The organism is Herbaspirillum sp. YR522 (assembly GCF_000282575.1).
Lineage (GTDB): Bacteria > Pseudomonadota > Gammaproteobacteria > Burkholderiales > Burkholderiaceae_D > Herbaspirillum.
In genome coordinates this window covers 20,068-45,917 of sequence record NZ_AKJA01000105.1, presented here as the reverse complement: position 1 = coordinate 45,917, position 25,850 = coordinate 20,068, and the positions used below count along the sequence as shown (strand labels likewise).

The window sequence follows — 25,850 nt, the reverse complement described above, 5'->3', positions numbered from 1 at the left end:
ATGAATGACTCTCTTTATGGTGCCAGCTCCGCGCTGGCGCTGGGACGCCTGTTCGCTCAAGGGCGGATGACCCCGACCGAAGCGGCGCAATGCGCGCTGGCGCGCGCCGCCAATGCGCCTTCCGTGTTCATTACCCTGACGGCGCAACGCGCCGTGGCAGAGGCTGCCGCCGCCACTGAGCGTTGGCGCGCCGGATCGCCGCGCGGACCACTCGACGGTGTGCCGATCGCCTGGAAGGACCTGTTCGACGCGCAGGGCACGCCGACCACCGCCGGCTCGGCCCTGTGGCGCAATGCGCCGCCGGCCTTCGCCGATGCGCAACTGGTGGCGCGCGCCGCGCGCGCTGGCCTGGTCTGCATTGGCAAGACCAATCTCAGCGAGTTCGCCTTCTCCGGACTTGGCATCAATGCCCATTACGGCACGCCGGTCAACACCCTCCATCCGGGAGCGGCACGCGTACCGGGTGGATCATCGTCCGGATCGGCCTTGGCCGTGGCCCTGGGCATCGTGCCGCTGGCCATGGGCACCGACACGGCCGGATCGATCCGGGTGCCGGCCGCGCTCAACGGCGTGGTCGGCTTCAAGAGCTCGTCGGCGCGCTACGCCTTCGGTGGCGTCACCGGCCTGTCGGAAACGTTGGATTGCCTGGGCCCGATCGCCCGGGACGTGGCGGACTGCCTGGCGCTGGACCCGGTGCTGCGCGGCATGTCGCCGGTAGATGTGCTGGCTGTTGCACCGGGTGATGGCGCATTGGAGGGCATCCGCATCCGTGCGCCGCGCGATGTGCTGGACGACGCACGGGTCACGCCCGGCGTGCGGCGTAATACCGAGCGTGCGCTCGATGCGTTGCAGCGCGCAGGCGCCATCGTCGATGCACGTCCGCTGCAAGCCGTCTCCAGCACCTTCGAATTGATCGCCACCCGCGGCTGGCTCGGCGCGCTTGAGGCGCTGGAGCGCTATCGCAACTTGTTGCAGACCTCCGATGCTGCGCGTATCGACGCGCGTGTGCGTACCCGACTGCAAGCTGCGAACGGTTTCCCGCCGGAGCGGCACGCCGAGCTGATGGCGCAGCGCTGGCAACTGATGGCGGCGCTCAAGGATGAGCTGGCCGGCGCCGCGCTGGTCATGCCCAGCGTCGCACATGAGGCGCCGCTGCTGGCGCAGGTCGAGTCGTCCCCGGAGGCGTTTGCCGACACCAACCTGGCCACCTTGCGTTTGACCATGCTCGGCAGCTTCCTCGATCTCACGGCCTTGTCGCTGCCGATCTCGAGTGATGGCGACACCTTGCCGACCGGCCTGCAGCTGGCCTTGCCGTGCGGCCAAGACCAGGCATTGCTGACACTCGGCTTGCGCGTGGCGGCCGCCATCGGGAGCAACTGATGGCACCTTGCGCACGCTTGCCGGCCAGGGCAGATGCCCTTGTGTGCCGTCGCGCGTACCCGGTTACCTGGCCAGTGGTAGAAGGGCGACATCGGCGCGATGTTTTTGCCGCTAGATACCCTGTCGCAAGAAAATTTTTTCACGAAACGCGTGCGCACCCAAGAAGTGCCGGCATGCACGCGATGCGTGCGCCGGTGTTTCTCGTGCACTCATAAGGCCCATTTTCTTCCGGAAAAATGCGGCAAGAGGCGCTTTATGGCTTCTTCGCCGTGCAGTCGGGAAACGATGGCGGCAAGACGGCGTTCTGCATAGCTATTTGTTATGCAATGCATGCATAAATTATTTTTTTGCTTTAATTCGGCGATGGTAAATTCAATCATCGATCGTCGTGCAAGGCCTGGCGATCAATACGTGGATCCGCAAGCTTCAATCGATCAAGGGGAGTGTCTGTCATGGCTAAGATAGCCTTTGCGATGGAGAACGAGGTGACGTCGGCCGCGACGTTTCGCCCGATCAAGATGTCTGCCGCAGGCCTGTCGAAACGTTATGGCGCCACGACCGCGCTGCATCCGATCGACCTCGAAGTACGTGCCGGCGAACTGTTGACCCTGCTGGGGCCGTCCGGCTCCGGCAAGACCACGCTGCTACAGATCATCAGCGGCCTGGCGCAGCCCAGTGCCGGCGAGCTGTTCATCGACGGCGTGAACAAGACGCATGCGCCGGCCCATCAACGCGATGTCGGCGTGGTGTTCCAGAACTATGCACTGTTCCCGCACTTGACGGTGTTCGAGAACATCGCCTTTCCGCTGCAGATGCGCCGCGTCGACGGCACCGCGATCCGCGCCAAGGCACTGCGCGCGCTGGAGATGGTTGGCCTCGGCAGCTTCGCCGAACGCTTTCCGTGCGAACTGTCCGGTGGCCAGCAGCAGCGCGTGGCGCTGGCGCGCTGCCTGGTCTACCAGCCCTCGCTGGTGCTGATGGACGAGTCGCTGTCGGCGCTGGACCGCAAGCTGCGCGAGAGCATGCAGGTCGAGATCAAGCGTATCCATCGCGAAACCGGATCCACCATCATCTTCGTGACGCACGACCAGGACGAAGCGCTGGCGCTGTCGGACCGCGTCTGCCTGATGAACGGCGGGCGCATCGAACAGATCGGCACGCCATCGGAAATCTATGAGCATCCGAAGAGCATCTTCGTGGCCGACTTCATCGGCGTGTCCAACAAGATCGAGGGCCGCGTGATGCCGCAAGGCTGGCTGGCGTCTGCCGACGGCAACATTCCGCTGTGGCCTGCCGACTGCATGCGCGCCGGCCAGCTGGAGGCCACCCTGAGCATCCGCCCGGAGTACATCGAGATCGTCGGCGACGGCGGTTATGTTCGCGGCGACGTGGTCGAACAGATCTACGCCGGTTCGGAAACCCGCCTGCTCATCAGGCTCGCCAGCGGGACCGTCATGACCGCGCGCCAGGCTGCCCGCAGCCGCAGCTATCAGGTCGGGGACAGCGTTTGCCTGCGCTGGAGCGTCGAAAACGCGCGTCTGCTCGAGAAGTAAATGCCGTTGCCGTACATCGAGGTAGTTCATTAATCCATCCTGCTCGTTCAAACCACTGGGACCTGAAATGATGAATAAGAATTTGGATAGCCGTCGCGAATTTATCAAGACCGTCGCCGCCACGGGCGCGGCGGCCGCCGCGCCGATGCTGTGGATCCCGCGCGCTTGCGCCGCCGAGGCGTTGACCGTCGCCGACAACGGCGGCTCGCTGGGCCCTGCCATGCGCAAGGCCTTCTACGATCCGTTCGAGAAGGAAACCGGCATCCGCGTCATCAACGTGGCCCATGAATCGGACCCGACCACGCAGTTCAAGCTGGTGGTCGATTCCGGCTCGGGTATCTGGGACGTGGCGATGGTGACGCCCGACAACGTGCTGCGCCTGACCAGCGGCAAGAACTACCTGGCGCCGCTGGACGTGGCGCCGGGCGACGACAGGAACATCCTGCCCGGCATGCTGACGCCGAACTGGTTCGGCTTTTCCGTCTATGGCGTGGTAATGGCCTACCGCACCGACCGCTTCCCCAAGGGCGGCCCCGCCAGCTGGCGCGATTTCTGGGACACCGGCCGCTTCCCGGGGCGCCGCGGCATGTACCGTGCGCCCATCGGTACCCTGGAAATGGCGCTGCTGGCCGACGGCGTGTCGGCCCAGGACATGTATCCGCTGGACATCGACCGCGCGCTGCGCTCGCTGGACAAGATCCGCAAGTCGGTCGCCGTGTGGTGGTCCAACGGCGCGCAGAATACCCAGCTGATCCAGAGCGGCGAAGTCGATCTCTGCGACACCTGGAACTCGCGCGCCATGGCCGCCATCGCCGCCGGCGCACCGGCCAGGATCGTCTGGCAGGGCACCTACAACGCCGACGGCTGGTCGATCGTGGCCGGCACCAAGAAGCTCAAGCAGGCCCAGCAGTTCGTGCGCTTCTGCATGCGCGCCGACCGCCTGGCCGAGTACGGCTCGCTGACCGGCAACGGTCCCACCAATACCGAGTCGCTCAAGCTGATCGAGAAGTCGCGCGCCGAGCTGCTGACGACCTATCCCAAGAACTTCGAAGGCCTGCGCCGGCGCGACAACGCCTGGTGGGGAAAGAACTATGACAAGGCCAACGAGCGCTTCCAGGAATGGCTGCTGCAGGCCTGATCGGGCCGACACGACAAGAAGGCCCGGCAAGGCCGGGCGGACAGGGTAAGACGGTTATCGGAGCATGTTCATGAGCAAGAAACAGATCCACCTCGGGTTGTTGGCCCATCCCACCGGCGCGCATCCGGCGTCGTGGCTGAAGTCGGACGCGCCGCGTGACGCGGCCACCAATATCGGCTATTGGCGCCAGATGGCGTCGACCGCCGAGCGCGGCCTGTTCGACTTGTTCTTCCTCGCCGATACGCCGGCGGCGCGCACCGAACAGCTGAACATCCATTGCCGCAATCCGGAGTACATGAACCGTTTCGAACCGTTGACCCTGTTGTCCGCCCTGGCCGGCTCGACGCAGCACATCGGCCTGGGGGCTACGGCTTCCACCAGCTTCTACGAGCCCTACAACATCGCGCGCCTGTTCGCCTCGCTGGACCATCTCTGCGCCGGTCGCGCCGGCTGGAACGTGGTTACCTCGGCCAACGACTATGCCGCGCGCAACTACGGCCTCGACAAGCTGCCACCGCACGACGACCGCTACGTGCGTGCGCGCGAGTTCTACAAGGTGGTGGAGAGCCTGTGGGATACCTGGGAAGACGATGCCTTCGTGCTCGACAAGGCGCGGTGCATCAACTTCGATCCGGAGAAATTCCACATCACCGACCATGACGGCAAGTATTTCAAGGTCTACGGCGGGCTCAATATCCGTCGCACGCCGCAGGGCCGGCCGGTGATCATCCAGGCTGGTTCGTCCGAGGTCGGCAAGCAGTTCGCGGCGGAGACCGCCGAAGTGGTCTTCGCTTCCGATCCCACCCTGGCGCAGGGCCAGAAGTTCTACAAGGACCTGAAGGGCCGCCTGTCGCAGTTCGGCCGCAGCGAGGATGCGCTCAAGATCCTCGCCGGGCTGTCCGTGGTGGTCGGCGAAAGCCAGGCCGAAGCCCAGGACAAGTACCAGGAACTGCAACGCATGATGCACCCCGACGTCGGCCGCATGCGGTTGGGAGCAGACCTCGAAGCCGACCTGACCGGGTTGCCGCTGGATGAGCCGGTGCCGGTGGAGATGATCCCGGCCAGGGCGAACTTCCACCAGGCCTACTTCAACCAGATCGCCGGCATGATCCGCGAGCAGAAGCTGACCTTGCGCCAGCTGTATTCCAGCTACGAACGCGGCAAGGTGACGGTGTGCGGCACGCCGGCCCAGATCACCGACCACATGATGGAGTGGATCGAAAGCGGTGCGGCGGACGGCTTCATGCTCAGCTGCCACCTGCTGCCCGACGACATCGATGACTTCGTCGACAAGGTAGTGCCGGAGCTGCAGCGTCGTGGCGTCTATCGCGACCGCTATACCGGCACCACCCTGCGCGAACACCTGGGCCTGGAGCGACCGCTCAACCGGCACGCCGTTGCCGCTACCGAATAAGGGGGCGCCGTGTCCATCGTCCAACCATTGGGGCAAGGCGTGAGCCTGTCCGCCGAAGCCGCCCGGCCGCCGGTCCGCGCGACCGGTTCCTGGCGTCCCGGTCCGTTGTGGCTGGCCTTGCCGGGAGGCTTGTTCCTGCTGGTGTTCCTGCTGTTCCCCTCGCTCAAGATCTTGTTGTTGAGCATCATGAACAGCCAGGGCGAATTCACCTTTGCAGCGTTTGCCCGATTCTTCGGCCCCAGCGTCTACCAGCGCGTGCTGCTCAATACCTTCGCCATCGCCATCCAGACCACCGCGATCTGCCTGGTGCTCGGCTACCCGGTCGCCTACTGGCTGTCCAGCCTGTCGAAGAAGGCGCAGCAGATCCTGTCGCTATTCGTACTGCTGTCGTTCTGGAGCAGCGCGCTGGTGAAGAACTTCTCGTGGCTCATCCTGCTCGGGCGTGACGGTATAGTGGAGCAAGCCTTGCGCGCCATCGGCATCGATGTCGCCAACCTGCTGTTCAACCGTGGTGTAGTGGTGTTCGCCATGTCGCACACCCTGCTGCCGCTGGCGGTAGTGACCATGCTGCCGGTGATGAACCAGATCGATCGCCGCCTGACCATGGCCGCGTCCACGTTGGGCGCCGACCGGGCCCACGTGTTCTGGCGCATTTTCTTCACGCAGTCGATGCGCGGCGTGGCCGCCGGCGGCCTGCTGGTATTCATCAGTGCGCTGGGTTTCTTCATCACGCCGTCGCTGCTGGGCAGCCCGCGCGAAATGATGCTGGGCCAACTGATCATCATGCAAATCAACGAATTGCAAAACTGGCAGCTGGGCAGCGCCTTGGCGGTGGTGCTCGTGGTGACCGCGCTGCTGAGCTGCGTGATCTATGACCTGATCTTCGGCCTGTCCTCGCTGGCCGGCAGCGAGGACAGGCAGTCCGGCTATCGCCATCGCCTGCTACGCAAGATCGGCCTGGGCATCGTCAACGCGGTGGCGACGCTGGCCGCCGCGCCGGTGAGCGCCTACGACCGCTCGCTGGCACGCATCCTGAAACCCGGACTGCTGCCCATCTACGCCTGCCTGGTGATCGCCGTGCTACTGGTGCCTATCCTGGCGATCGTGCCGATGTCCTTCACCAGCGGCCAGTTCCTGTCCTTTCCGCCGCAAGGCTTCAGCTTGAAGTGGTATGAGGCCTACCTGGAGTCGCCGCTGTGGATCAACGCCACGGTGCGCTCCTTCGGCATCGGTTTCGTGGTGGCCTGCGCGACCTGCTTCCTCGGTACGCTGGCCGCGCTCGGCATGGCGCGCTCACGCAGCCGCGCCGCCGGTGGCGTATTCCTGCTGTTCCTGCTGCCGATGATCGTGCCGTCCATCGTGATCGCCATGGCGCTGTTCTACCTGGCAGCGCAGGTGTCGCTGGTGGCGACCAACACCGGCATCGCGTTGGGTCATATCGTGATCTCTATGCCAATGGTATTCGTGATCCTGCTGACCACTTTCCGCGGCCACGACTGGGCGCTGGACAACGCGGCGGCCACGCTCGGCGCCAACCGCTTCCAGGTGCTGATGCGCATCACGCTGCCGTCGATCCGCAACGGCCTGGCGGCGGCGTTCGTGATCGGCTTCCTGACCTCGTTCGAAGAACTGACGATCGCGCTGTTCATGGGGGGCGGTATCAAATCCACCCTGCCCAAGCAGCTGTGGGACGACATCCTGCTGCAGGTCAGCCCGACGCTGGCGGCGGCATCGACCGTGGTGACGGCGGTGGTGATCGTGCTGTTCGCCGCGCTACAGCTGGTTCGGCCGCGCGCCAGGGCCGCCTGATCGAGTGCATGAATGTTCGCGCGCCGCAACGCCGGCGCCCCACAAGACATAAGGTGAGATGACAATGGATGAAGACCAACTACGTATCGACCTGGCTGCAAGCTTGCGCCTGTTTGCGCGGCTGGGCATGCACGAAGCCGTGGCCAATCATTTCAGCGCGGCGGTATCGGAGGATGGCCGGCGCTTCCTGATGAATCGCAAGTGGCAGCACTTCTCGCGCATTCGCGCCAGCGATCTGCTGCTGCTGGATGCCGACGACCCGGGCAGCTTGGCGGGCGGAGAGGTCGATCCGACTGCCTGGGCCATCCACGGACAGCTGCATCGCCGCGCGCCGCATATCCGGGTGGCGATGCACCTGCATCCGGTGTACGCCACGGCGATTTCGACCCTGGCCGATCCGACCATCAAGCCGATCGAGCAGAACACCGCACGCTACTTCAACCGCGTAGCGGTCGACAGCGATTTCAGCGGCATGGCCGACACCGAAGCCGAAGGCGCGCGCCTGGTCGCACTGCTGCAGGGCAAGTCGCGGCTGATGATGGGAAACCACGGTGTACTGGTGACGTCGGGCAGCATCGGCGAGGCGTTCGACGACATGTACACCCTGGAGCGCGCCTGCCAGATCCTGTGCGTGGCCTACGCTACGCACCAGCGGCTCAATGTGCTGTCGGACGAGGTCGCGGAAAAGACCGCACGGGACTGGGAAGGCATCCGCGACTTCTCCATCGCCCACTTTGAAGAGATGAAGCGGATTCTGGACAAGGAGGATCCTTCCTATGCTGACTAAGACCCACGTCACCACTCACCAGGCCCTGTCGGCGAGGACGAACGCGACACAACAGGACTTCCGGGATGCCATGGCGCAACTGGGCGCGGCGGTTCACGTAGTGACCACCGACGGTCCGCATGGCCGCGCCGGCTTCTCGGCCTCCGCCGTCTGCAGCGTGACCGATACGCCGCCGACGGTGCTGGTCTGCCTGAACCGCGCGTCGTCGGCCCATGCCGCCACCGTCGGCAACGGCGTGGTGTGCATCAATACCCTGAGCGCCAACCAGCAGCTCATGTCGTCGGTGTTCTCCGGCAAGTCGACCATGGCCGAGCGGTTCACGCACGGCCAGTGGATAGAGCGCGACGGTTGCGCACCGGCCCTGCAGGGCGCGGCGCTGTGGCTCGATTGCCGGATCACCGACCGGGTGACGGTGGGCACCCACGACATCCTGGTCTGCGAAGTCGCGCGGATCGAAGACAACGACATGGACAGCTGCCTGATCTACTACAACCGCCAGTACCACCCGCTGTAACAGCACGCGGCAGGGGGCGGGAATCCAGCCCCGTGGCGGCGTTGAGAACAGGAACCGGACAAGAGGAGGACAACATGAACGAGGCAAGCAGGATGGAATGGAAGTTCGACCAATCGATGCTGCAGCCCATTGCCGGCCCTTGCTGCTGGAACGGCAAGGAGATGCTGGCCGACGGCGCCTGGCGCCGCCAGCTGACCCGCACCGAGATCGATGCCCTGGTGCGCGCGGCGCGCCAACAGCGCAGCGCGGGCGGGGCGATCGAAGGTTTTCACGCGGAGCGATTCAATATCCACGAGTTGAAGCAAGTACTGGCCTGGATGGCGGCGCAGCTGGAAGACGGGCGCGGGATGGTGCGCCTCGGCGGCCTGCCGGTCGACGAGATCGACGAGGACGACCAGAAGCGCATCTTCTGGGGCCTGTGCGCCAATCTCGGCACGCCGGTCTACCAGACCGCGGCCGGCGAAATCGTCGGCTACGTGCAGGACACCACCGGTGGCAAGGACTTGACCTATGGTGGCCCCGGCCCGGTGAAGACCGCCCGCACCATCGCCCGCTCGCGCGGCGCATTGCGTTTTCACACCGACAAGGTCGATTTGCTGTGCCTGATGTGCAGCAGCAACGGCATCGACGGCGGCCATTCCAAGATCGCCTCCAGCGTGGCGATCCACAACGAGATCGGCCGTCGCCGTCCGGACCTGCTGCGCGAGCTGTATCAGCCGTACTGGCGCATGCGTCCCACCGACGAGGAAGGCGAGCGTTCGGATAATGTGTTTGCGATGCCGGTGTTTGCGCGCGGACCGGATGGCAAGTTCACCAGCCAGTATTCGCGCACCTACATCGAGCAGGCCCAGGAAGTGCCGACCGTGCCGCGTCTCACCGCCGCGCAGAACGAGGCCTTGGACCTGCTCAACGAAGTCGCGGAAGAACTGCACCTGCAGCTGCCGTTCGCCGCCGGCGAGATGCAGTTCATGAACCAGCATGTGACCTACCACGGACGCACCGCCTTCGTGGATGACGTCTCCAGCGGCGCGCGCCGCGTGCTGACCCGGATCTGGCTGGCCACCGCGTTCAGCCGCGCCCTGCCGCCGGGACATGCGACGCAATGGGGCGACAGCCGTGGCGGCACCTTGCGCGGCGGCGCGATGCCGGGCAAGGCCGCGTTCACCGAGGCGGCGATGTCCTGAGGACGCAACAGATCTTTTCTGGAAGACCGAACGACATATGACAACCATCGTATATACCGACAGAGCCGCAGTGAAATATGCACAGGCCATCAAGAGGATCGCTCCCGAGTTCGACATCTGTGCCCTTGGCGATCCCGCCGCGGCGTCGGCCGAAGTGGCCGTGAGCTGGGCGCCGGCGGTCGGCAGCTACGACGCCATGCCGGGCCTGCGGCTGATCCACAGTGTCGGCGCCGGGGCCGATCACATCATTGCCTCGGCGCAGCGGCACTGGGCGCGAATCTGCCGCATCGTCGACGTCGAGCAGGCGCAGAGCATGGCGCAGTACGTGGTCTGGGGTGTGCTCAATGCGTATCGCGAATTCGACGTCATGCGCGCCCAGCAGAAAGCAAAGGTCTGGGCACGCGTGCCGACAGGGAACGCCGCCAAGACCGTGGTCGGCATCATGGGCATGGGCCTGATGGGCAAGACCGTTGCCGGCTTGCTCGCGCCGATGGGCTTCACGGTGCGCGGGTGGTCGCGTCGCCGCAGCGAGATCGATGGCGTGACGGGCTACGGCGAGGATGAGCTGGCTGCCTTCCTGGATGGCACCAGTGTGCTGGTGTGCCTGCTGCCGCTGACGTCGACGACGCGGCATATCCTGTCGCGCGATCTGTACCGCAAGCTGGCGCCGGGCGCCTACCTGATCCATGTCGGGCGCGGCGAGCAGCTGCGTGCCGGCGATCTGGTCGACGCGCTGGACCAGGGGGTGTTGGGCGGGGCCTTGCTGGATGTGTTCCCGGTGGAGCCGCTGCCGGTGGATGACCCGCTGTGGTCGCACGACAAGATCATCGTGACGCCGCACGTCGCGGCGATCTCGGATGCCGACGTCGTCGCGGCGCAGATCATCGACAACGTGCGGCGGCTCAACGGCGGGCTGCCGTTGAACAACGAGGTGCGTTCCGAGCTGGGCTATTGACGGGCATGTGAGGCCGCAGCCGCTCGAGCCGCTCAGCCGATGCGCAGCTTGCGGATGTAGGTTTCGCAGAAGGCGGCGAAACGGTGTACCACCTGGCGCGGTTTCATCGCAGCCGATTGCGCGATGCCCAGGGTGGTCGCCTTGACGTCCTCCTTGAAGCGCTTGACGACGAATTCCTCGCCACCGACGGTGCGGGTGGACTTCAGCGGAAAATTGAGGATGCTGAAGCCCAGGCCGCTGGCGACCATACCGCGCACCACCTCGGGTTGCGAGGAGCGGAATGCGGTCACCGGGCGCTCGCCGACGGCGTCGAACAGGGAAGAGAAGTACTCACGGCTGTGCGGCAGGTCGAGCATCACGTAGGGTTCGCCGAGCAACTGCGCCAACGACACCCGGCGCGCACCGGCCAGGCGGTGGGTCTTGGGAAGAATGGCATAGGGCGGCAATGAGACCAGCGGCGTGAAGCTGATGTCGTCGTCGATATCGAGGTTGTATGTCAGGGCGATGTCCAGCGAGCCGTCGTGCAGGCCTTCCAGTAGGGTGTCCTGGTGGGCTTCGGTAGTCTGGAACGAGATCGCGGCGTGCTCGGCGACGAAGCGGCTGATGATGCCGGGCATGAGCGGCGGCGCCAGCGACACCATGCAACCCAGCGAGATCGAGCCGGACATGCCTTCGTCCAGTTCGGTGGCGGCCAGCTGCAGCTCCTCGGCGCTCTTGAGCAGGTTGCGCGCACTGCCCAGCAGGTCGCGCCCGGACTGGGTCAGCGACAGCCCGCTGGCGTGGTGGCGGATGAACAGCTGCACGCCGAACGCGGCTTCGAGGTCGGCCAGCGCGGTCGAGATCGACGGCTGCGAGATATGCAGGCGCTTGGCCGCGGCGGTGAAGGACAGTTCTTCCGCGGTCACCACGAAATAGCGCAGCTGGCGCAGCGAGTAGTGCAGTGGATTCATGTCGGTCCCGGCGGTGGCGGCGATGCGGCGGGCCTGCGATGCAGGCGCTGCGCATAGCCTGAATGAATTGAAATCGTATCTTACATAAGAAATTGCTTTGGTAGCGGCAGGGGCCTTTGCGCGCCTGCGATTTGGGAAGGACAGATTCCGGCGTATCCGATCGGTGATGCGTGCGGGATGTTTCGGGGATATTTTTTAAAGGAGGCAGCCATGTCTGCGCACATAGAGTCAATTGATACGCTGGTGATCGGCGCGGGCCAGGCAGGTGTCGCCGCGAGCGAGCATCTGAGCAGGCAGAACGTTCCGCACGTGGTGCTGGAACGCGACCGGATCGCCGAGCGGTGGCGCTCCTGCCGCTGGGATTCCCTGGTGGCCAACGGGCCGGCCTGGCATGACCGCTTCCCGGGCATGGAGTTCGACATCGATCCGGATGGCTTCCCCGGCAAGGAAGCGGTGGCCGATTACTTCGTCGCCTATGCCAAGCGCTTCAATGCGCCGATCCGCACCGGTGTCGACGTCAAGCGCGTGCAACGCCGCGAGGGCCAGCCCGGTTTTCTGGTGCGGACCTCGGCCGGCGACTTTCATGCACGGCGCGTGGTGGTGGCCACCGGCGCGTTCCAGCGGCCTGTGATCCCGTCGATCGCGCCCAAGGGCGACAGCCCGCTGCAACTGCATTCGGCCCATTACAAGAATCCGGCGCAATTGCCCGCGGGCGCCGTGCTGGTGGTCGGCGCGGGTTCCTCCGGCGTGCAGATCGCCGATGAGCTGCAGCGCGCCGGCCGTGGCGTCTATCTGTCCGTGGGCGCGCACGACCGTCCGCCGCGGGCTTATCGCGGCCGCGATTTCTGCTGGTGGCTGGGCGTGCTCGGCGAGTGGGAAAAGGAAATCGCGGTTCCCGGGCGCGAGCACGTAACGATCGCGGTGAGCGGCGCCCACGGCGGCCAGGCGATCGACTTCCGCAAGCTGGCCCATCGCGGCATGCAGCTGGTAGGGCTGACCAGGTCGTTCAAGGACGGCGTCGTCAGCTTCGCCGATGACCTGGCCGCCAACCTGGCGCGCGGCGATCAGAGCCTGATGGCGATGCTCGATGCCGCCGATGCCTATGCCGAGCGCAACGGCATCGACCTGCCGGACGATCCACAAGCGCGCCGCATCCTGCCCGACCCGGAATGCGTCACCAATCCGATCGCATCGCTGGACCTGGCTGCGGCCGATATCAAGACCATCATCTGGGCTACCGGCTACGCGGTCGATTACGGATGGCTGGAGGTGGATGCCTTCAACGACCAGGGCAAGCCGCAGCACCAGCGCGGCGTGGCCAAGGAGCCGGGGATCTACTTCCTGGGCCTGCCGTGGTTGTCGCGGCGCGGTTCCTCGTTCATCTGGGGCGTGTGGCACGACGCCAAGCATGTGGTGGACCACATCGTGAACCAGCGCAAGTACCTCGACTACGACGCATCGCTGCGCGCCCGCCAGGGCCGGCCGGTGGATGCGGGAAGGACCGACAGCAGCGCGCCGGCAGCGGCGTGTTCCAGCAACCAGCTCGCAGGAGTGAAATGATGCCGACCCATCAACGCATCCGCATGTTCAACACCAAGGACACCTATCCCAACCAGTCGCTCGACAATGACCTGTGCCAGGCGGTGCGCGCCGGCAATACGGTGTATGTGCGCGGCCAGATCGGTACCGACTTCGAGGGCAACCTGGTCGGCCTCGGCGATCCGCAGGCCCAGGCCGAGCAGGCCATGAAGAACGTGAAGCAGCTGCTGGAAGAAGCCGGCAGCGACCTGACCCACATCGTCAAGACCACCACCTACATCATCGATCCGCGCTATCGCGAGCCGGTCTACCAGGAAGTGGGCAAGTGGCTCAAGGGCGTGTATCCGATTTCCACCGGCTTGTGCATCAGCGCCCTCGGCCAGCCGCAATGGCTGATGGAGATCGACGTGATCGCCGTCATCCCCGACAACTGGACGCCGGCACCGGCCTGAGGAGCAGCACATGACCTTCTCCATCGTCGGACGCTGCCGTGACACCGGGCAGCTCGGCATCGCGATCAGTTCGTCCAGCATCTCGGTTGGCGCGCGATGTCCCTGGGTACGCGCTGGTGTCGGCGCGGTGGCCACGCAGAACGTCACCCTGCCGGCCCTGGGGCCGGAGATCCTGGATCTGCTGGAGTCGCGCAACCTGGCGCCGGAAGCGGCCTTGCAGCAGGCGCTGGCGCGCCGCGAATTCAGCGCGTACCGGCAGGTGACGGTGATCGACAGGCAGGGGCGGACAGCCCTGTTCACCGGCAAGGAGGCCCTTGGCCTGAACAATGCCATCGCCGGCGATCAGTGCGTGGGGGCTGGCAACCTGCTGGCCGACCGTAAGGTGATCGAGGCCATGGTGTGGGCCTTCGAGCAGTCGGGCGGCAGCCTCGCGCAACGCTTGCTGCATGCGATGCATATTGCGCTCAAGGCCGGCGGCGAGGCCGGGCCGGTTCATTCGGCCGCGCTCAAGATCGCCGGCACCGAGGTGTGGCCGTTGGTCGACTTGCGCGTCGACTGGACCGAAGGCGATCCCATCGCGGAACTGGAGGCGCTGTGGAAGCGCTATGAGCCGCAGATGCAGGATTACGTCACGCGCGCGCGCGATCCGCTGGCGGCACCCAATTATGGAGTGCCCGGTGATGAGTGAAACATCGAGCCGTGCATTGGCGGCCAAGCTGATCGGCTTCGCCACCGTCAGCGGCGACTCCAACCTGGCGCTGATCTCCTTCGTGGCCTCTTACCTCGAGGAGCTCGGCGTCGAGTGCGAGGTGTACTACAACGAGGCACGCACCAAGGCCAACCTGTTTGCCACTATCGGGCCGGCGGACCGGCCGGGCGTGATCCTGTCCGGACATACCGATGTGGTTCCGGTCGACGGCCAGGCCTGGAGCGTCGATCCGTTCCAGGCCAGCGAGGCGAACGGCCGCCTGTACGGGCGCGGTGCGGCCGACATGAAAGGCTTCCTGGCCTGCGTGCTGGCGGCGGTGCCGCTGTTGCGGGCACGCGACTTGCAACATCCCGTCCACCTGGCGTTTTCTTACGATGAGGAAGTGGGTTGCCTGGGCGTGCGGCCCATGCTGGCCGAGATCCGCAAGCGTGCGTTCCGCCCCCTGCTGTGCCTGATCGGCGAGCCGACCGGGATGAAGCCGGTGCTGGGCCACAAGGGAAAGCTGGCCATGCGCTGCCACGTCAAGGGCGCCGCCTGTCATTCGGCCTACGCCCCGTACGGGGTCAACGCCATCCATGCCGCGGCCAAGCTGGTCGGGCGGCTGGAAGAGATCGGCGAGGCGCTGGCCGATCCGGCACGCCGCGATGCGCGTTTCGATCCGCCGTTCTCCACGGTGCAGACCGGATTGATCAGGGGCGGACGCGCATTGAACATCGTCCCGGCCGAGTGCGAGTTCGATTTTGAAGTGCGCTCGATCCCAGGCGACGACGCAGGCGAGGTGGTCAGCCGCTTGCAGGATTACGCCACCGCTGAACTGCTGCCGCGCATGCGCGCGGTACAGGGAGATACCGACATCCGGCTGCAGGAGCTCAACGCCTACCCCGGGCTGGCGACGGCGCGCGACAGCGATGCCGCCCGTTTGCTGGCCGCGATTGCGGGATCGGACGATTTCGGCACGGTGGCCTTTGGCACCGAGGGCGGTCTGTATACCGAGGCGGGCATACCGACCGTGGTGTGCGGTCCGGGCAGCATGGACCAGGGCCACAAGCCGGACGAGTACGTCACGCTGGAACAGCTGGAGCGCTGCGATGCCATGCTGGTCAAATTGGCCGATGCCTTGTGCGGCGCACTGCCATGACACGGCACGCATGATCGCAAGAATGACGTTATGCAGGAGCGCCGGCATCAGGGGTATTTTTATTATTTATCGAAATGAAGACTGACATGAGTACATATAAGATTTCTCCGCAGGCAATGCACAGCTGGTTGTGCGATCTGTGGCGCGCCATCGGCTCCGACGAGCGCGAAGCAACATTGATCGCCGATCATTTGGTCGCCGCCAACCTGAGCGGGCACGACTCGCACGGCGTCGGCATGGTGCCGCTTTACGTCAAATCCTGGCAGCAAGGCGAAATCCGCCTGAACCAGCAGCCCGTGGTGTTGCAGGATTGCGGCACCATGCTCAGTCTTGATGGCAACGGCGGCATGGGGCAGGCGCTTGGTGCGGCCTCGATGGCACTGGCGATCGAGCGCGCAAGGACTCACGGCGTGTGCGTCATGGGCCTGCGCCACTCCCACCATCTTGGCCGCATCGGCCATTGGGCGGAGCAGGCTTGCCAGGCCGGCTTGATCGCGATCCACTTCGTCAACGTGGTGACCCGACCGATCGTGGCACCGCACGGCGGTACGCAGGCACGCTTTGGCACCAACCCCTTCACGATCGGCCTGCCGGTAGCAGGCGCACCACCCATCGTGCTCGACTTCGCCACCAGCAACATCGCGCTGGGCAAGGTACGCGTCGCCAAGAACAAGGGCGTGGAGGTGCCACCCGGATGCCTGCTTGATGCCGAGGGCCTGCCGACCAACGATCCCTCTGTGATGTATCCGGAAAGCGGACCGTCCGGCGCGCTGCGCTCGTTCGCCGAGCACAAGGGCTACGCGCTGGCGGTGATGTGCGAATTGCTGGCTGGAGCGATCACCGGCGGACACACCATCCGTCCGGAGACGATCAAGCATCGCTTCGCGATCTGGAACAACATGTTCGCCGTGGTGCTCGACCCCAAGGCACTGGCCGGCAGCAGTAGTGCCGGGACGGAAATCGGGGCTTTCGTGGACTGGGTACGCAGCTCCGGGCTGATGCGGGGACATGCAGAAGTCCAGCTGCCGGGCGACGCCGAACGCCGCCGCAGGCAAGAGCGTGCCGATGGCATCACGTTGGATCCGATGACCCTGACTGAGCTGGATCGGGCTGCCCAGGCCGTGCAAGAGGTTCGCGGCGCAGCGCCGGGGCCGTTGTCGGCAATTGCTTGCCTGGCATCGTAAGGTAGCCGCCTTTGTGCCCGATGTATCCCCTTGCAGGCGAATCTGGGCGTCCTGTGGGTGACATGATCGCAAAAATGAAAAAAGGGTTACATGCGAAAACATGTAACCCTTTCTTGTAGGTGCCTGGATTTCAACACCTTGTTTCTGGTAGGCCGTGCGGGACTCGAACCTGCGACCAACGGATTAAAAGTCCGCTGCTCTACCAACTGAGCTAACGACCCGAAAGACCGCTATTATAGTCAGACTCGATTACGCGTGTCAAATTGCAATGCATAACACTATGCAAAAAACCGCCGGAGCCGATTACTTCAGTGATGCGATGCGGTCCTTGGCGGTTTGCGCCGCTGGCGTGCCGGGGTACTTGGCAATCAATTGCTCCAGCGTCTTCCTGGCGGCGCCCTTGTCCTTCAGTTCGGCCTGCGAGCTGGCGATGTTCAACAGCGCGTCGGCGACCTTGGGATTGTCGGGGTAACTCTTTACTACGTTCTGCTGGGCCGCGATGGCGCCCTTGTAATCGCGCTGGGCATATAGCGAATTGCCCTGCCAATACTGGGCCGATGCGGCATAGCCCGATTGCGGGTAGCGCTTGATGAAGTCGCCGAAGGCATTGGCGGCGCCCTTGTAGTCGCCACCCTTGAACTGCGACAGTGCCGCATCATAGGCCTGCTGTTCGGGGATGCCCACGGCAACCGATTGGCCATCGACCGTGACCTGCTGCGGTTCGAGCTTGCGCAGGCGGGCATCGAGGTCGACGTAGAAATCCTTTTGACGCTGCTGGGCGTTGGTGATCTCGTTGGTCAGCACTTCGATCTGGCCACGCAGTGCCGAAATCTGCGACTGCAGGTTATCGTTGCGGTCCGAGAGTGTCAGTGCGCTGTTCTTGTCGGACTTGTTGGCCACGTCGCGCTGCAATGCCTCGATCTTGGAGCGAATGTCCAGGATCGCCTTGCGCGCTTCTTCGTCGTCAAACAGGCCCGCATGGGCGGTGAGCGGTAAATAGGCCGTGGCGGCCATGAAGGCCGCCACAGCTACCGTTTTCAATCTGAAAGCGGTACCCATGTCGATCACTGATAAGCGATGTCGGCGCGACGGTTTTCGCCGTACGACGCTTCATCCTGACCCAGTGCCTTCGGCTTTTCCTTGCCGAACGAAACTGCTTCGACCTGTGCGTCGGACACGCCCAGCAGGACCAGTGCCTTGCGCACGGCTTCGGCACGCTTCTGGCCCAGGGCCAGGTTGTATTCGGCGCCACCGCGATCATCGGTGTTGCCTTGCACGATGACCTTGCGGCCCTTGTTGGCGACCAGGTACTTGGCGTGGTTTTCGACCACGGTGCGGTACTCGTCCTTGATGCTGTAGCTGTCGTAGTCGAAGTACACGCTACGCTTGGCCAGGACGCCTTGCGGGTCGTTCAGTGGGTCGGTCGAACCGGCATTGACGGTGCCAACGGTACGGGTGTCGGCGCCATTGCCGGCGCCGGCGCGGCTTTCAACCGGTGCGTTCTTGTCATCCAGTTTGGTGGACGAGCAAGCGGCCAGCAGGACAGCGCTGGAGACGATGAGGGCGAAGGTGCTGATAGTGCGCATTTTGGATTACTCCTGTCGTGATGAATGTCGTAATGACTGTTAGAAAGTTTATTTCATGAACGGACCCCAGGTCGGCTCCCTGATATCACCGACCTGCGTCGTGAGACGCTGCTTGAAACGGCCATCTACAGAAACGATGGCCAGGGATCCGCGACGACCAGATTCCGTCGCGTACATGATGTATTTGCCGTTGGGGGCAAAACTGGGCGATTGGTCGCGATCGGTGTCGGACAGACGTTGCTCCTGGCCGTTGGTCAGGTCCAGCGCATAGAGCTGGAAGCGACCATCGCGACGTGCAATGAATGCCAGCGTCTTGCCATCGGGCGAGACGCGGGGGCTGATGTTGTAGGTGCCGTTGAAGGTCACGCGCTGGGCGTTGCCGCCGTCGACGCTGACCTTGTAGATCTGCGGGCCGCCGCTGCGGTCACTGGTGAAGAAGACGCTGCCGCCATCGGCCGAGAAACGCGGCTCGGTGTCGATGCCGGCCGTGTTGGTCAGGCGGCGCAGGCCGGTGCCGTCGGCGTTGATGATGTAGACCTGGGTATAGCCGTCACGGGTCAGTGCCACGGCCAGGCGCGAGCCGTCCGGCGACCACGACGGGGCCGAGTTGCTGCCCTTGAAGTTGGCCACGACCGAGCGCTGGCGGGTGACCAGGTTCTGGATGTAGACCACCGGCTTCTTCATCTCGAACGAGACATAGGCCACCTTGGTGCCGTCGGGCGACCAGGACGGCGAGATGATCGGTTCGTTCGAGCGCAACGCCACCTGGCTGCCTTCGCCATCGGCGTCCGCCACTTCCAGGCGATATTCGCTGCCGGACTTGGTGACATAGGCAATGCGGGTCGAGAAGATGCCCGGGATGCCGGTCAGCTTCTGGTAGATGTCATCGGCGATCTTGTGCGCGGTCAGGCGCATGAGCTGCGGCTGGCTGCCGAACGACAGCGCCGACAGCTGGCTCGACTGTACCGTGTCGAACAGGCGATAGCGCACATCGAAGCGGCCGTCGGCCAGGCTCTGGACGCTGCCCACGGCCAGCGCATTGGCGCCGCGCTTTTGCCAGTCGCCGTAGTTGATGGCCGAGGAGTCCGACAGGGCGTCGCTGTTGTCGATCAGCTTGAAGATGCCGCTGCGGGCCAGGTCGGCCTTGACGATGGCGGTGATCTTCTGCTGCGCCGATTCCTCGCCCGGGAAGGCGGCGATGGCGATCGGGATCTGGGTCGCGCCCACGCCGGTGATCTCGAAGCGCAACTGGGCTTGCGAAGCAGGTGCAAAGGCCAGCCCCACGGCGGCCATTGCAATGCTGGTCAGGTAACGGACATTTCTCATCGTTTACTGATCTTTCGGTTTATGAGTGAAGGAGAAGCTGGACGGTACCTTGCCATCCTTGTCGGCCGGGTAGGGCTGCGACTTCATGATGGCCTGGCGCACTGCATCGTCGAAGCCCGGCACGCCTGACTGCCTGGTGTTGCGCACGCTGCGTACGGTGCCGTCCGGGAACAGTTCGACAGTGTACTCCACGGCGGGGTTTCCGCTCAGGTCGCCCGGCACGTCAAATACCGTGTTGGAGCGGATCTTGGCGCGCAGCTTGTTGGCGTAATCGGGGTTGCCCTTGGGCCCCTGCGATTTCTCCGCCGTACCGGTGCCACCGCTGCTGCTGGTGGCCTGGCCCATCATGCGCTTCAAGTCTTCCTGGCGTCGTGCTTCCGCGGCCTTGGCGTCGGCTGCCTGCTTTTTCTTCTCGACCGCCTGCTTCTCGGCGTCGGCCTTCTTCTTTGCTTCGTCTTCCTTCTGTTTTTCTTCCTTGGCTTTCTTCAGCTTGTCTGCTTCGAGCTTTTCTTTCTTCTCGCGTTCCGCTTTTTCTTTCTCGGCCTTTTCCTTGGCGGCTTTTTCCTTCTCGGCCTGTTCCTTCTTCTCGCGTTCCTTTTCGGCCTTGCGTTCCTCGGCCTTTCTCTCGAGCTCTTCCTTGCGCTTCTTCTCTTTTTCGAGCGCGATGTCGGGCTTGTCGACCTTGGGCTCGTCCACTACCTTGGGCGGGGCCGGCTTGGGTTCGGGCTGCGGTTCGGGTTGCGGCCTGGGCGGCTCCACCACCGGCTGCGGTTCAGGCTGCGGCGGCACCGGCAACGGTGCGGCTTCCTTGGGCACCGGGTCCCAGATCTCGGCCTCGACCGTCAATGGCACTTCGTTCTGCCAGCGGATGCCGATCCAGAAGAACAGGAACAGGGCGACGTGCATCACCAGCGCCAGCATGATGGCGCGCCAGCGGCCCGGGGCCTTGGGAATATGGTACGGGGCGTTCTCGCTCATGGTTACTTGGTGGCCAGGCCGACCCGTACGATCCCTTGTTTCTTGGCTTCCGAAATGACCTGCACCACCTCGTCGTACTTGATTTCCTTGTCGGCCGAGATCATCACTGCCAGCTCGGGATTGTCGGCGTGCAATGCCTGCAGCCGCTCGGCCAGGTCGACCTTGCCGGTAACGGTCTCGGCCTTCTTGCCGCCGCTCTTGGGTCCGCTGACGCGGATCGTGGCCTGGGTATTGGGCTTGAGGGCGATCTCGATATAGTCGGCCGGCGGCTGGGTCGACTTGCCGGCCGTGGGCAGGTTGATCACGCTCGGGTTGGTGACCGGGGCGGCGACCATGAAGATGATCAGCAGCACCAGCATCACGTCGATATAGGGCACGACGTTGATCTCGGACTTGAACTTGCGGGGACGACCACCGCGCATCGATGAGCCGGCCATCGTTCAGCGCGCCTGACGTTGCAGGATGTTGGAGAATTCTTCGATGAAGCTCTCGAAGCGGATCGCCAGGCGGTCGATGTCGTGCGAATAGCGGTTATACGCCACCACCGCCGGAATCGCTGCGAACAGGCCGATGGCGGTGGCGATCAGCGCCTCGGCGATACCGGGCGCCACCGCCGACAGCGTGGCCTGCTGCACGTTGGCCAGTCCACGGAAGGCGTTCATGATGCCCCACACCGTGCCGAACAGGCCGACATAGGGCGAGACCGAACCGACCGATGCCAGGAAGGCCAGGTGCGATTCGAGCGCATCCATCTCGCGCTGGTAGGCCGCACGCATGGCGCGCCGGGCGCCGTCGAGCAGCAGCGTCGATTCGACCGCGCCGCCGCGCGCGGCGACCGAGGCCTTGGCCTTGTTGAATTCGCCCATGCCGGCCTGGAAGATGCGTTCCAGCGCGCCGCCCCCGGCACCGGCCTTGCGGCGGTTGGACAGGGCGTCCTGGTAGAGCGCCGCAAGGTTGCCGCCGGACCAGAAGACCCGTTCGAATTCCTCGGTCTGCACCCGTGCGCTGCGAATGGCGAACATCTTGCGGAAGATATAGGTCCAGCTGATGATCGAGGCTGACAACAGCAGCAGCATGACCAGTTGCACCAGGATGGACGCGTTGGCGACCAAGGAAATGAAGGACAAGTCTTGTGTGACGTTCATGTGGAGGGCTGCAGCCTGCAAGTCAAAGGAAAGGTGGTTTTAAAACAATTTAGTCGATCGCGCCATTGGCGCATGTCAAGAAAACCTTGGCAAGCAGCCACCGGCGCCTGAGCACGTAGGACATCATGACTGTGCCTTGATCGCTGCCAGCAACTGCCCGGGGATCGCCTGCGGGCGGAACGTGGCGGCGTCGATGCAGACCACGGTGATCTGGCTGCGGGCCAGCAGCAGCGGTTCGCCGTGCTCGCCGGCGCCATTGCCCGACGGCTGGCGCCAGGCCTCCTGAACGAACGCAATGGAGGCATTTCGGAATTTTTCGACCGCGACCGTGAGCTTGAGTTCATCATCCAGCCGTGCCGGGGCGAGGTAGTCGACGGCGGTGTTCTTGACCACGAACAGCGCGCCCAGGTCGGCCGCCAGCCGGTGTTGGCCGAACCCCAGCGAGCGCAGCCATTCGGTGCGGGCGCGCTCGAAGAACTTGAGGTAGTTGGCGTAGAACACGACGCCACCGGCGTCGGTATCTTCGTAATAGACTCGGACCTTCCAGTCGAAAAGACTGCGCACAGCACTCATATGCTTGTTGTTATTGGAGATCGGGAAGGGGCAGCTGCACGGAGGGTTGCTGTCATGAAATGTTGCACGATTGCCTGGACGCCGCCTGCGTGACGCCTTCGCCCTGGCCGTGCCAGTTGCGGCGAAAGCGCCATTCTACCTCAATCTCGAGCTGGGTTAATCACTGCTTGCGCTTGATGTTGAAGGGGCTGAAACCCTGGCAGGTCGGCATCAACTCCATATAGTTGATGTTGACATGGGCCGGCATGGTGGCCACCCAGAACGCGGCCTCGGCGATGTCATCGGCAGTCAGCGGGGTGGTGCCTTCGTAGACCTTGGAGGCGGCCGAATCGTCGCCCTTGAAGCGCACGTTGGAGAACTCGGTGCCGCCGCACAGGCCGGGCGCCAGGTTGGTGGCGCGCACGCCGGTGCCCACCAGGTCGGCGCGCAGGTTCAGGGTGAACTGGTCGACGAAGGCCTTGGTGGCGCCGTAGACGTTGCCGCCCGGATATGGATACGCGCCCGCCACCGAACCCAGGTTGATGATGGTGCCTGTGCCGCGCGCGACCATTGCCGGCAGCAGCGCGTGGGTCACCGTGACCAGGCCCTTTACGTTGGTGTCGATCATAGTTTCCCAGTCCGACAGGGCCACTTCGTGGGCCGGGCCCAGGCCCAGCGCGAGGCCGGCGTTGTTGATCAGCACGTCGACCTGCTGCCATTGGCCGGCCAGGCTGCCCAGGCCGGACTGGATCGATTGCTTGTCGGTCACGTCCAGCACCAGCGGCAACACGCGCTCGGCGCCCAGTTCGGCCACCAGGTCGTCGAGGCGCTCCTTGCGGCGGCCGGCGGCGATCACCAGGTGGCCGTTGGCGACAAACTTGCGAGCCATGGCGGCGCCGAATCCCGCGGTTGCTCCTGTAATCAAGACGACCATCTGCAATTCTCCTGTGTTCTATATCCGGTGCGCCTGCACCGGGTGGCGCGGGCGAAAGACGAAATTGTAGCCGAAAGCGCCTCCTGGCGCGGCCCTTCGCTTCGTTGCCGCTTGCAGCGAGAATCTTGCCCAAATCGCGCCGTTTTAATACAATGCGTTCACCATTTCGTCTCACGTGACTGGCGAAAGACCGGATCAGTCCGGTCAAGATGGGTATCCATCGGGAAGCGTGAGATTTTTCATCAGCCGTGCGCCTGGGTAGCCGAATGGATAGTACGACTGAGGCTGCCCGTCATTCCCCTAAGTTTTGGCCCTCATTCGATTTTGAAAATCGACCGTCCGACCGGCGCGTCCGGTGACTGCGCGATTTTCGGTCGCATCTCATCAATTGGAGAAACCATGTTTGACAAGAACCTGACCCTGGCCAAGGCCGATCCGGACCTGTGGGCCGCCATCCAGAAGGAAAACACCCGCCAGCAAGAGCATATCGAGCTGATCGCTTCCGAGAACTACACTTCGCCGGCCGTGATGGAAGCACAGGGTTCGCAGCTGACCAACAAGTATGCCGAGGGCTATCCGGGCAAGCGCTACTACGGCGGCTGTGAATTCGTCGATGTCGCCGAGCAACTGGCAATCGATCGTCTCAAGGCGCTGTTCGGTGCCGAAGCCGCCAACGTGCAGCCCAACTCGGGTTCGCAGGCCAACCAGGGCGTGTTCTTCGCCATGCTCAAGCCGGGCGACACCATCATGGGGATGTCGCTGGCCGAAGGTGGTCACCTGACCCATGGCATGGCGCTCAACATGTCGGGCAAGTGGTTCAACGTGGTGTCTTACGGCCTCAACGAGAAAGAAGAGATCGACTACGAAGCCATGGAAGCCCTGGCGCGCGAAAAGAAGCCCAAGCTGATCATCGCCGGCGCATCGGCCTATTCGCTGCGCATCGATTTCGAGCGTTTCGCACGGATCGCCAAGGAAGTGGGCGCTTATTTCATGGTCGACATGGCGCACTACGCCGGCCTGATCGCCGCAGGTGTCTATCCGAACCCGGTGCCGCACGCCGATTTCGTCACCTCGACCACCCACAAGTCGCTGCGTGGCCCACGCGGCGGCGTGATCCTCATGAAGGCCGAGCACGAGAAGGCCATCAATTCGGCGATCTTCCCCGGCATACAGGGTGGTCCGCTGATGCACGTCATCGCCGCCAAGGCCGTGGCATTCAAGGAAGCGGCGTCGCCTGAATTCAAGGCTTACCAGCAACAGGTGGTCAAGAACGCCGATGTGCTGGCCAAGACCCTGATCAAGCGCGGCCTGCGTATCGTCTCGGGTGGTACCGAGTCGCACGTGATGCTGGTCGACCTGCAGCCGAAGAACCTGACCGGCAAGGAAGCCGAGGCGATCCTGGGTACCGCCCACATCACCTGCAACAAGAACGGTATTCCCAACGATCCGCAGAAGCCGTTCGTGACATCGGGCATCCGCCTGGGCAGCCCGGCCATGACCACCCGCGGTTTCAAGGAAGCCGAAGCAGAGAAGGTCGGTAACCTGATCGCCGATGTGCTGGACAATCCGCATGACGCCGCGACCATCGAACGGGTCAAGGTAGAGGTCAAGAAGCTGACCGACGCTTTCCCGGTCTACGGCTGATCCTGGCCCGCGGCCCTGGCACAGGGTCGCATCAGACGGCAAGAGACGGCGTCCGCCCAGGACGCCGTCGTCTTATCCGGCTTTTCAGCAACATTCAACGATTGGTCTCATTGCCGCCATGAAGTGCCCATTCTGTAATCACGAAGATACCCCGGTACTCGACACCCGCGTGGCCGAGGATGGCAGCTCTATCCGGCGTCGTCGTCGCTGCGATGCGTGCGACAAGCGCTTCACGACCTACGAGCGGATCGAGCTGACCTTGCCGGTGATCGTCAAGAAGAACGGCAGTCGCACCGACTTCGATGCAGGCAAGCTGCGTGGCAGCCTGATGCTGGCGTTGCGCAAGCGACCGGTGTCGGCCGAGGCGTTGGACGCGGCACTGCAGAGCATCCAGGAAAAACTGTTGCAGAGCGGGGCGCGCGAGGTGATGTCGGGTCAGATCGGCGAACTGGTGATGCGGGAGTTGAAGCGCCTGGACAAGATCGCCTATATCCGCTTCGCATCGGTCTACAAGAGCTTCGAGGACGTGACCGAGTTCGAGGACGCGATTGCCGAGGTGGGCAGCGAGCGCAAGACGCGCAAGCGTGAGCAGTGAGCGCCACGATGGCCGCGCAGCAGAAGGTCGGTCGGGAATGCAAGGCAGGAAATAGAAACGGCTGCGTAAGCAGCCGTTTTCCATGGGGAATTAAGCCCCGCCTGTGCCGCTGTGCCGGCATCCTGAACCTTACAGGTTCAAGTTGGCTGCAGTAGTTCAATTTCGGGTTCATCGGTCTAGCGACGCTCACGCCCATCGAACGGTCCCACAACCTATGCTCGTAAATGGTTCAAGGAATATATGGCAATCGCGAACACGGCAGGAGTACAAAGTCTAACTCATTCGAGTCGCCATACCAAGGTTTAGTTATAAAAATAATCCCTGATTTGTAACCGGATGTCATTGCGCCCGAGCCAGGGCCAGGCACGGCGGCATCGTGTCCCG

At 63.9% G+C, this 25,850-nt stretch carries 26 protein-coding genes, 1 tRNA gene, 1 other RNA gene and 1 riboswitch; of the genes, 16 read left to right on the top strand and 12 right to left on the bottom strand.

The window, feature by feature from the left end; translation table 11 throughout:
• Complete coding sequence (locus PMI40_RS14055) at positions 1–1,380, top strand: amidase family protein (protein WP_008116512.1); 1,380 nt, start codon at positions 1–3, stop codon at positions 1,378–1,380.
• A gap of 209 nt (positions 1,381–1,589) precedes the next feature.
• Here the strand turns inward: PMI40_RS14055 and PMI40_RS23975 are convergent, their stop codons facing one another.
• A complete protein-coding gene (locus PMI40_RS23975) occupies positions 1,590–1,760 on the bottom strand; it encodes a hypothetical protein (RefSeq protein WP_157221545.1) in 171 nt (56 codons plus the stop codon).
• 72 nt (positions 1,761–1,832) lie between these two features.
• On the opposite strand from PMI40_RS23975, the gene PMI40_RS14050 reads away from it, so the two are divergent.
• The 8 genes from PMI40_RS14050 to PMI40_RS14015 all read left to right on the top strand — a co-directional run bounded on the left by PMI40_RS14050 (position 1,833) and on the right by PMI40_RS14015 (position 10,734).
• Positions 1,833–2,933 (top strand): ABC transporter ATP-binding protein, encoded by a 1,101-nt coding sequence (locus tag PMI40_RS14050; RefSeq protein ID WP_008116510.1) that lies wholly within the window; start codon positions 1,833–1,835, stop codon positions 2,931–2,933.
• Between the two features lie 70 nt (positions 2,934–3,003).
• Positions 3,004–4,071, top strand: a complete 1,068-nt coding sequence (locus tag PMI40_RS14045) for an ABC transporter substrate-binding protein (RefSeq protein ID WP_040502073.1) — start codon at positions 3,004–3,006, stop codon at positions 4,069–4,071.
• Between the two features lie 70 nt (positions 4,072–4,141).
• Complete coding sequence (locus tag PMI40_RS14040; protein ID WP_008116506.1) at positions 4,142–5,485, top strand: LLM class flavin-dependent oxidoreductase; 1,344 nt, start codon at positions 4,142–4,144, stop codon at positions 5,483–5,485.
• A 9-nt stretch (positions 5,486–5,494) separates the two neighbouring features.
• Positions 5,495–7,294, top strand: coding sequence for an ABC transporter permease subunit (locus tag PMI40_RS14035; RefSeq protein ID WP_008116504.1), 1,800 nt, complete (start codon positions 5,495–5,497; stop codon positions 7,292–7,294).
• Between the two features lie 64 nt (positions 7,295–7,358).
• On the top strand, positions 7,359–8,081 hold the full coding sequence (locus PMI40_RS14030; protein WP_008116500.1) for a class II aldolase and adducin N-terminal domain-containing protein: 723 nt from the start codon (positions 7,359–7,361) through the stop codon (positions 8,079–8,081).
• Entirely contained in the window at positions 8,071–8,595 is a 525-nt protein-coding gene (locus PMI40_RS14025; RefSeq protein WP_008116497.1) for a flavin reductase, read from the top strand. The genes PMI40_RS14030 and PMI40_RS14025 overlap by 11 nt, the downstream gene beginning before the upstream one ends.
• A gap of 74 nt (positions 8,596–8,669) precedes the next feature.
• Positions 8,670–9,779, top strand: a complete 1,110-nt coding sequence (locus PMI40_RS14020) for a TauD/TfdA family dioxygenase (RefSeq protein ID WP_008116495.1) — start codon at positions 8,670–8,672, stop codon at positions 9,777–9,779.
• A gap of 37 nt (positions 9,780–9,816) precedes the next feature.
• Positions 9,817–10,734, top strand: a complete 918-nt coding sequence (locus tag PMI40_RS14015) for a glyoxylate/hydroxypyruvate reductase A (protein WP_008116493.1) — start codon at positions 9,817–9,819, stop codon at positions 10,732–10,734.
• 32 nt (positions 10,735–10,766) lie between these two features.
• On the opposite strand, the gene PMI40_RS14010 is transcribed toward PMI40_RS14015, so the two are convergent.
• Positions 10,767–11,684, bottom strand: a complete 918-nt coding sequence (locus PMI40_RS14010; protein ID WP_008116490.1) for a LysR family transcriptional regulator — start codon at positions 11,682–11,684, stop codon at positions 10,767–10,769.
• Positions 11,685–11,894: 210 nt separating this feature from the next.
• Here PMI40_RS14010 and PMI40_RS14005 point away from each other — a divergent pair, with 210 nt between their 5' ends.
• The 5 genes from PMI40_RS14005 (at position 11,895) to PMI40_RS13985 (ending at position 16,706) form a co-directional block, all read left to right on the top strand.
• Positions 11,895–13,244 carry an NAD(P)/FAD-dependent oxidoreductase gene (locus PMI40_RS14005; protein WP_008116489.1) on the top strand — a complete coding sequence of 450 codons (1,350 nt, stop codon included), beginning with the start codon at positions 11,895–11,897 and terminating at the stop codon, positions 13,242–13,244.
• Positions 13,244–13,675 carry a RidA family protein gene (locus PMI40_RS14000; RefSeq protein ID WP_008116488.1) on the top strand — a complete coding sequence of 144 codons (432 nt, stop codon included), beginning with the start codon at positions 13,244–13,246 and terminating at the stop codon, positions 13,673–13,675. Before PMI40_RS14005 ends, PMI40_RS14000 begins: the two co-directional genes overlap by 1 nt.
• Before the next feature lie 10 nt (positions 13,676–13,685).
• Positions 13,686–14,363: a DUF1028 domain-containing protein gene (locus PMI40_RS13995; protein WP_008116486.1), complete on the top strand. Its 678-nt coding sequence runs from the start codon at positions 13,686–13,688 to the stop codon at positions 14,361–14,363.
• Positions 14,356–15,522 (top strand): acetylornithine deacetylase, encoded by a 1,167-nt coding sequence (gene argE / locus PMI40_RS13990; protein ID WP_008116483.1) that lies wholly within the window; start codon positions 14,356–14,358, stop codon positions 15,520–15,522. Before PMI40_RS13995 ends, argE begins: the two co-directional genes overlap by 8 nt.
• Positions 15,523–15,608: 86 nt before the next feature.
• On the top strand, positions 15,609–16,706 hold the full coding sequence (locus PMI40_RS13985; protein ID WP_008116481.1) for a malate/lactate/ureidoglycolate dehydrogenase: 1,098 nt from the start codon (positions 15,609–15,611) through the stop codon (positions 16,704–16,706).
• A gap of 145 nt (positions 16,707–16,851) precedes the next feature.
• Here the strand turns inward: PMI40_RS13985 and PMI40_RS13980 are convergent.
• The 9 genes from PMI40_RS13980 to PMI40_RS13940 all read right to left on the bottom strand — a co-directional run bounded on the left by PMI40_RS13980 (position 16,852) and on the right by PMI40_RS13940 (position 23,227).
• A tRNA-Lys gene (locus PMI40_RS13980) sits at positions 16,852–16,927 on the bottom strand.
• 82 nt (positions 16,928–17,009) lie between these two features.
• Positions 17,010–17,765, bottom strand: coding sequence for a tol-pal system protein YbgF (gene ybgF, locus PMI40_RS13975; RefSeq protein ID WP_008116479.1), 756 nt, complete (start codon positions 17,763–17,765; stop codon positions 17,010–17,012).
• 5 nt (positions 17,766–17,770) lie between these two features.
• Positions 17,771–18,292, bottom strand: coding sequence for a peptidoglycan-associated lipoprotein Pal (gene pal / locus PMI40_RS13970; protein WP_008116477.1), 522 nt, complete (start codon positions 18,290–18,292; stop codon positions 17,771–17,773).
• 48 nt (positions 18,293–18,340) lie between these two features.
• On the bottom strand, positions 18,341–19,618 hold the full coding sequence (tolB, locus tag PMI40_RS13965; RefSeq protein ID WP_008116475.1) for a Tol-Pal system beta propeller repeat protein TolB: 1,278 nt from the start codon (positions 19,616–19,618) through the stop codon (positions 18,341–18,343).
• A 3-nt stretch (positions 19,619–19,621) separates the two neighbouring features.
• Positions 19,622–20,596, bottom strand: coding sequence for a cell envelope integrity protein TolA (tolA, locus tag PMI40_RS13960; RefSeq protein ID WP_008116473.1), 975 nt, complete (start codon positions 20,594–20,596; stop codon positions 19,622–19,624).
• Between the two features lie 2 nt (positions 20,597–20,598).
• Complete coding sequence (locus PMI40_RS13955) at positions 20,599–21,033, bottom strand: biopolymer transporter ExbD (RefSeq protein ID WP_008116471.1); 435 nt, start codon at positions 21,031–21,033, stop codon at positions 20,599–20,601.
• 3 nt (positions 21,034–21,036) lie between these two features.
• Positions 21,037–21,741 carry a protein TolQ gene (tolQ, locus tag PMI40_RS13950; RefSeq protein ID WP_008116469.1) on the bottom strand — a complete coding sequence of 235 codons (705 nt, stop codon included), beginning with the start codon at positions 21,739–21,741 and terminating at the stop codon, positions 21,037–21,039.
• 123 nt (positions 21,742–21,864) lie between these two features.
• Positions 21,865–22,314 (bottom strand): tol-pal system-associated acyl-CoA thioesterase, encoded by a 450-nt coding sequence (gene ybgC, locus PMI40_RS13945; RefSeq protein WP_008116466.1) that lies wholly within the window; start codon positions 22,312–22,314, stop codon positions 21,865–21,867.
• Between the two features lie 160 nt (positions 22,315–22,474).
• On the bottom strand, positions 22,475–23,227 hold the full coding sequence (locus tag PMI40_RS13940) for an SDR family oxidoreductase (protein WP_008116464.1): 753 nt from the start codon (positions 23,225–23,227) through the stop codon (positions 22,475–22,477).
• A 165-nt stretch (positions 23,228–23,392) separates the two neighbouring features.
• Positions 23,393–23,494, top strand: a riboswitch (ZMP/ZTP riboswitch).
• A gap of 132 nt (positions 23,495–23,626) precedes the next feature.
• On the opposite strand from PMI40_RS13940, the gene glyA reads away from it, so the two are divergent.
• Positions 23,627–24,871, top strand: coding sequence for a serine hydroxymethyltransferase (glyA, locus tag PMI40_RS13935; RefSeq protein WP_008116461.1), 1,245 nt, complete (start codon positions 23,627–23,629; stop codon positions 24,869–24,871).
• Between the two features lie 118 nt (positions 24,872–24,989).
• Positions 24,990–25,466, top strand: a complete 477-nt coding sequence (nrdR, locus tag PMI40_RS13930) for a transcriptional regulator NrdR (protein ID WP_008116459.1) — start codon at positions 24,990–24,992, stop codon at positions 25,464–25,466.
• Positions 25,467–25,556: 90 nt separating this feature from the next.
• Here nrdR and ssrS read toward each other — a convergent pair.
• A non-coding RNA gene (gene ssrS, locus PMI40_RS23295) (6S RNA) lies at positions 25,557–25,734 on the bottom strand.
• Positions 25,735–25,850 lie beyond the last annotated feature (116 nt).

Excerpts from the sequence above, each read along its gene's own strand:
- PMI40_RS14055 (WP_008116512.1), top strand. The coding sequence starts at position 1 with ATGAATGACTCTCTTTATGGTGCCAGCTCCGCGCTGGCGCTGGGACGC.
- PMI40_RS23975 (WP_157221545.1), bottom strand. The coding sequence starts at position 1,760 with ATGATTGAATTTACCATCGCCGAATTAAAGCAAAAAAATAATTTATGC.
- PMI40_RS14050 (WP_008116510.1), top strand. The coding sequence starts at position 1,833 with ATGGCTAAGATAGCCTTTGCGATGGAGAACGAGGTGACGTCGGCCGCG.
- PMI40_RS14045 (WP_040502073.1), top strand. The coding sequence starts at position 3,004 with ATGAATAAGAATTTGGATAGCCGTCGCGAATTTATCAAGACCGTCGCC.
- PMI40_RS14040 (WP_008116506.1), top strand. The coding sequence starts at position 4,142 with ATGAGCAAGAAACAGATCCACCTCGGGTTGTTGGCCCATCCCACCGGC.
- PMI40_RS14030 (WP_008116500.1), top strand. The coding sequence starts at position 7,359 with ATGGATGAAGACCAACTACGTATCGACCTGGCTGCAAGCTTGCGCCTG.
- PMI40_RS14025 (WP_008116497.1), top strand. The coding sequence starts at position 8,071 with ATGCTGACTAAGACCCACGTCACCACTCACCAGGCCCTGTCGGCGAGG.
- PMI40_RS14020 (WP_008116495.1), top strand. The coding sequence starts at position 8,670 with ATGAACGAGGCAAGCAGGATGGAATGGAAGTTCGACCAATCGATGCTG.
- PMI40_RS14015 (WP_008116493.1), top strand. The coding sequence starts at position 9,817 with ATGACAACCATCGTATATACCGACAGAGCCGCAGTGAAATATGCACAG.
- PMI40_RS14010 (WP_008116490.1), bottom strand. The coding sequence starts at position 11,684 with ATGAATCCACTGCACTACTCGCTGCGCCAGCTGCGCTATTTCGTGGTG.
- PMI40_RS14005 (WP_008116489.1), top strand. The coding sequence starts at position 11,895 with ATGTCTGCGCACATAGAGTCAATTGATACGCTGGTGATCGGCGCGGGC.
- PMI40_RS14000 (WP_008116488.1), top strand. The coding sequence starts at position 13,244 with ATGCCGACCCATCAACGCATCCGCATGTTCAACACCAAGGACACCTAT.
- PMI40_RS13995 (WP_008116486.1), top strand. The coding sequence starts at position 13,686 with ATGACCTTCTCCATCGTCGGACGCTGCCGTGACACCGGGCAGCTCGGC.
- argE (WP_008116483.1), top strand. The coding sequence starts at position 14,356 with ATGAGTGAAACATCGAGCCGTGCATTGGCGGCCAAGCTGATCGGCTTC.
- PMI40_RS13985 (WP_008116481.1), top strand. The coding sequence starts at position 15,609 with ATGAGTACATATAAGATTTCTCCGCAGGCAATGCACAGCTGGTTGTGC.
- ybgF (WP_008116479.1), bottom strand. The coding sequence starts at position 17,765 with ATGGGTACCGCTTTCAGATTGAAAACGGTAGCTGTGGCGGCCTTCATG.
- pal (WP_008116477.1), bottom strand. The coding sequence starts at position 18,292 with ATGCGCACTATCAGCACCTTCGCCCTCATCGTCTCCAGCGCTGTCCTG.
- tolB (WP_008116475.1), bottom strand. The coding sequence starts at position 19,618 with ATGAGAAATGTCCGTTACCTGACCAGCATTGCAATGGCCGCCGTGGGG.
- tolA (WP_008116473.1), bottom strand. The coding sequence starts at position 20,596 with ATGAGCGAGAACGCCCCGTACCATATTCCCAAGGCCCCGGGCCGCTGG.
- PMI40_RS13955 (WP_008116471.1), bottom strand. The coding sequence starts at position 21,033 with ATGGCCGGCTCATCGATGCGCGGTGGTCGTCCCCGCAAGTTCAAGTCC.
- tolQ (WP_008116469.1), bottom strand. The coding sequence starts at position 21,741 with ATGAACGTCACACAAGACTTGTCCTTCATTTCCTTGGTCGCCAACGCG.
- ybgC (WP_008116466.1), bottom strand. The coding sequence starts at position 22,314 with ATGAGTGCTGTGCGCAGTCTTTTCGACTGGAAGGTCCGAGTCTATTAC.
- PMI40_RS13940 (WP_008116464.1), bottom strand. The coding sequence starts at position 23,227 with ATGGTCGTCTTGATTACAGGAGCAACCGCGGGATTCGGCGCCGCCATG.
- glyA (WP_008116461.1), top strand. The coding sequence starts at position 23,627 with ATGTTTGACAAGAACCTGACCCTGGCCAAGGCCGATCCGGACCTGTGG.
- nrdR (WP_008116459.1), top strand. The coding sequence starts at position 24,990 with ATGAAGTGCCCATTCTGTAATCACGAAGATACCCCGGTACTCGACACC.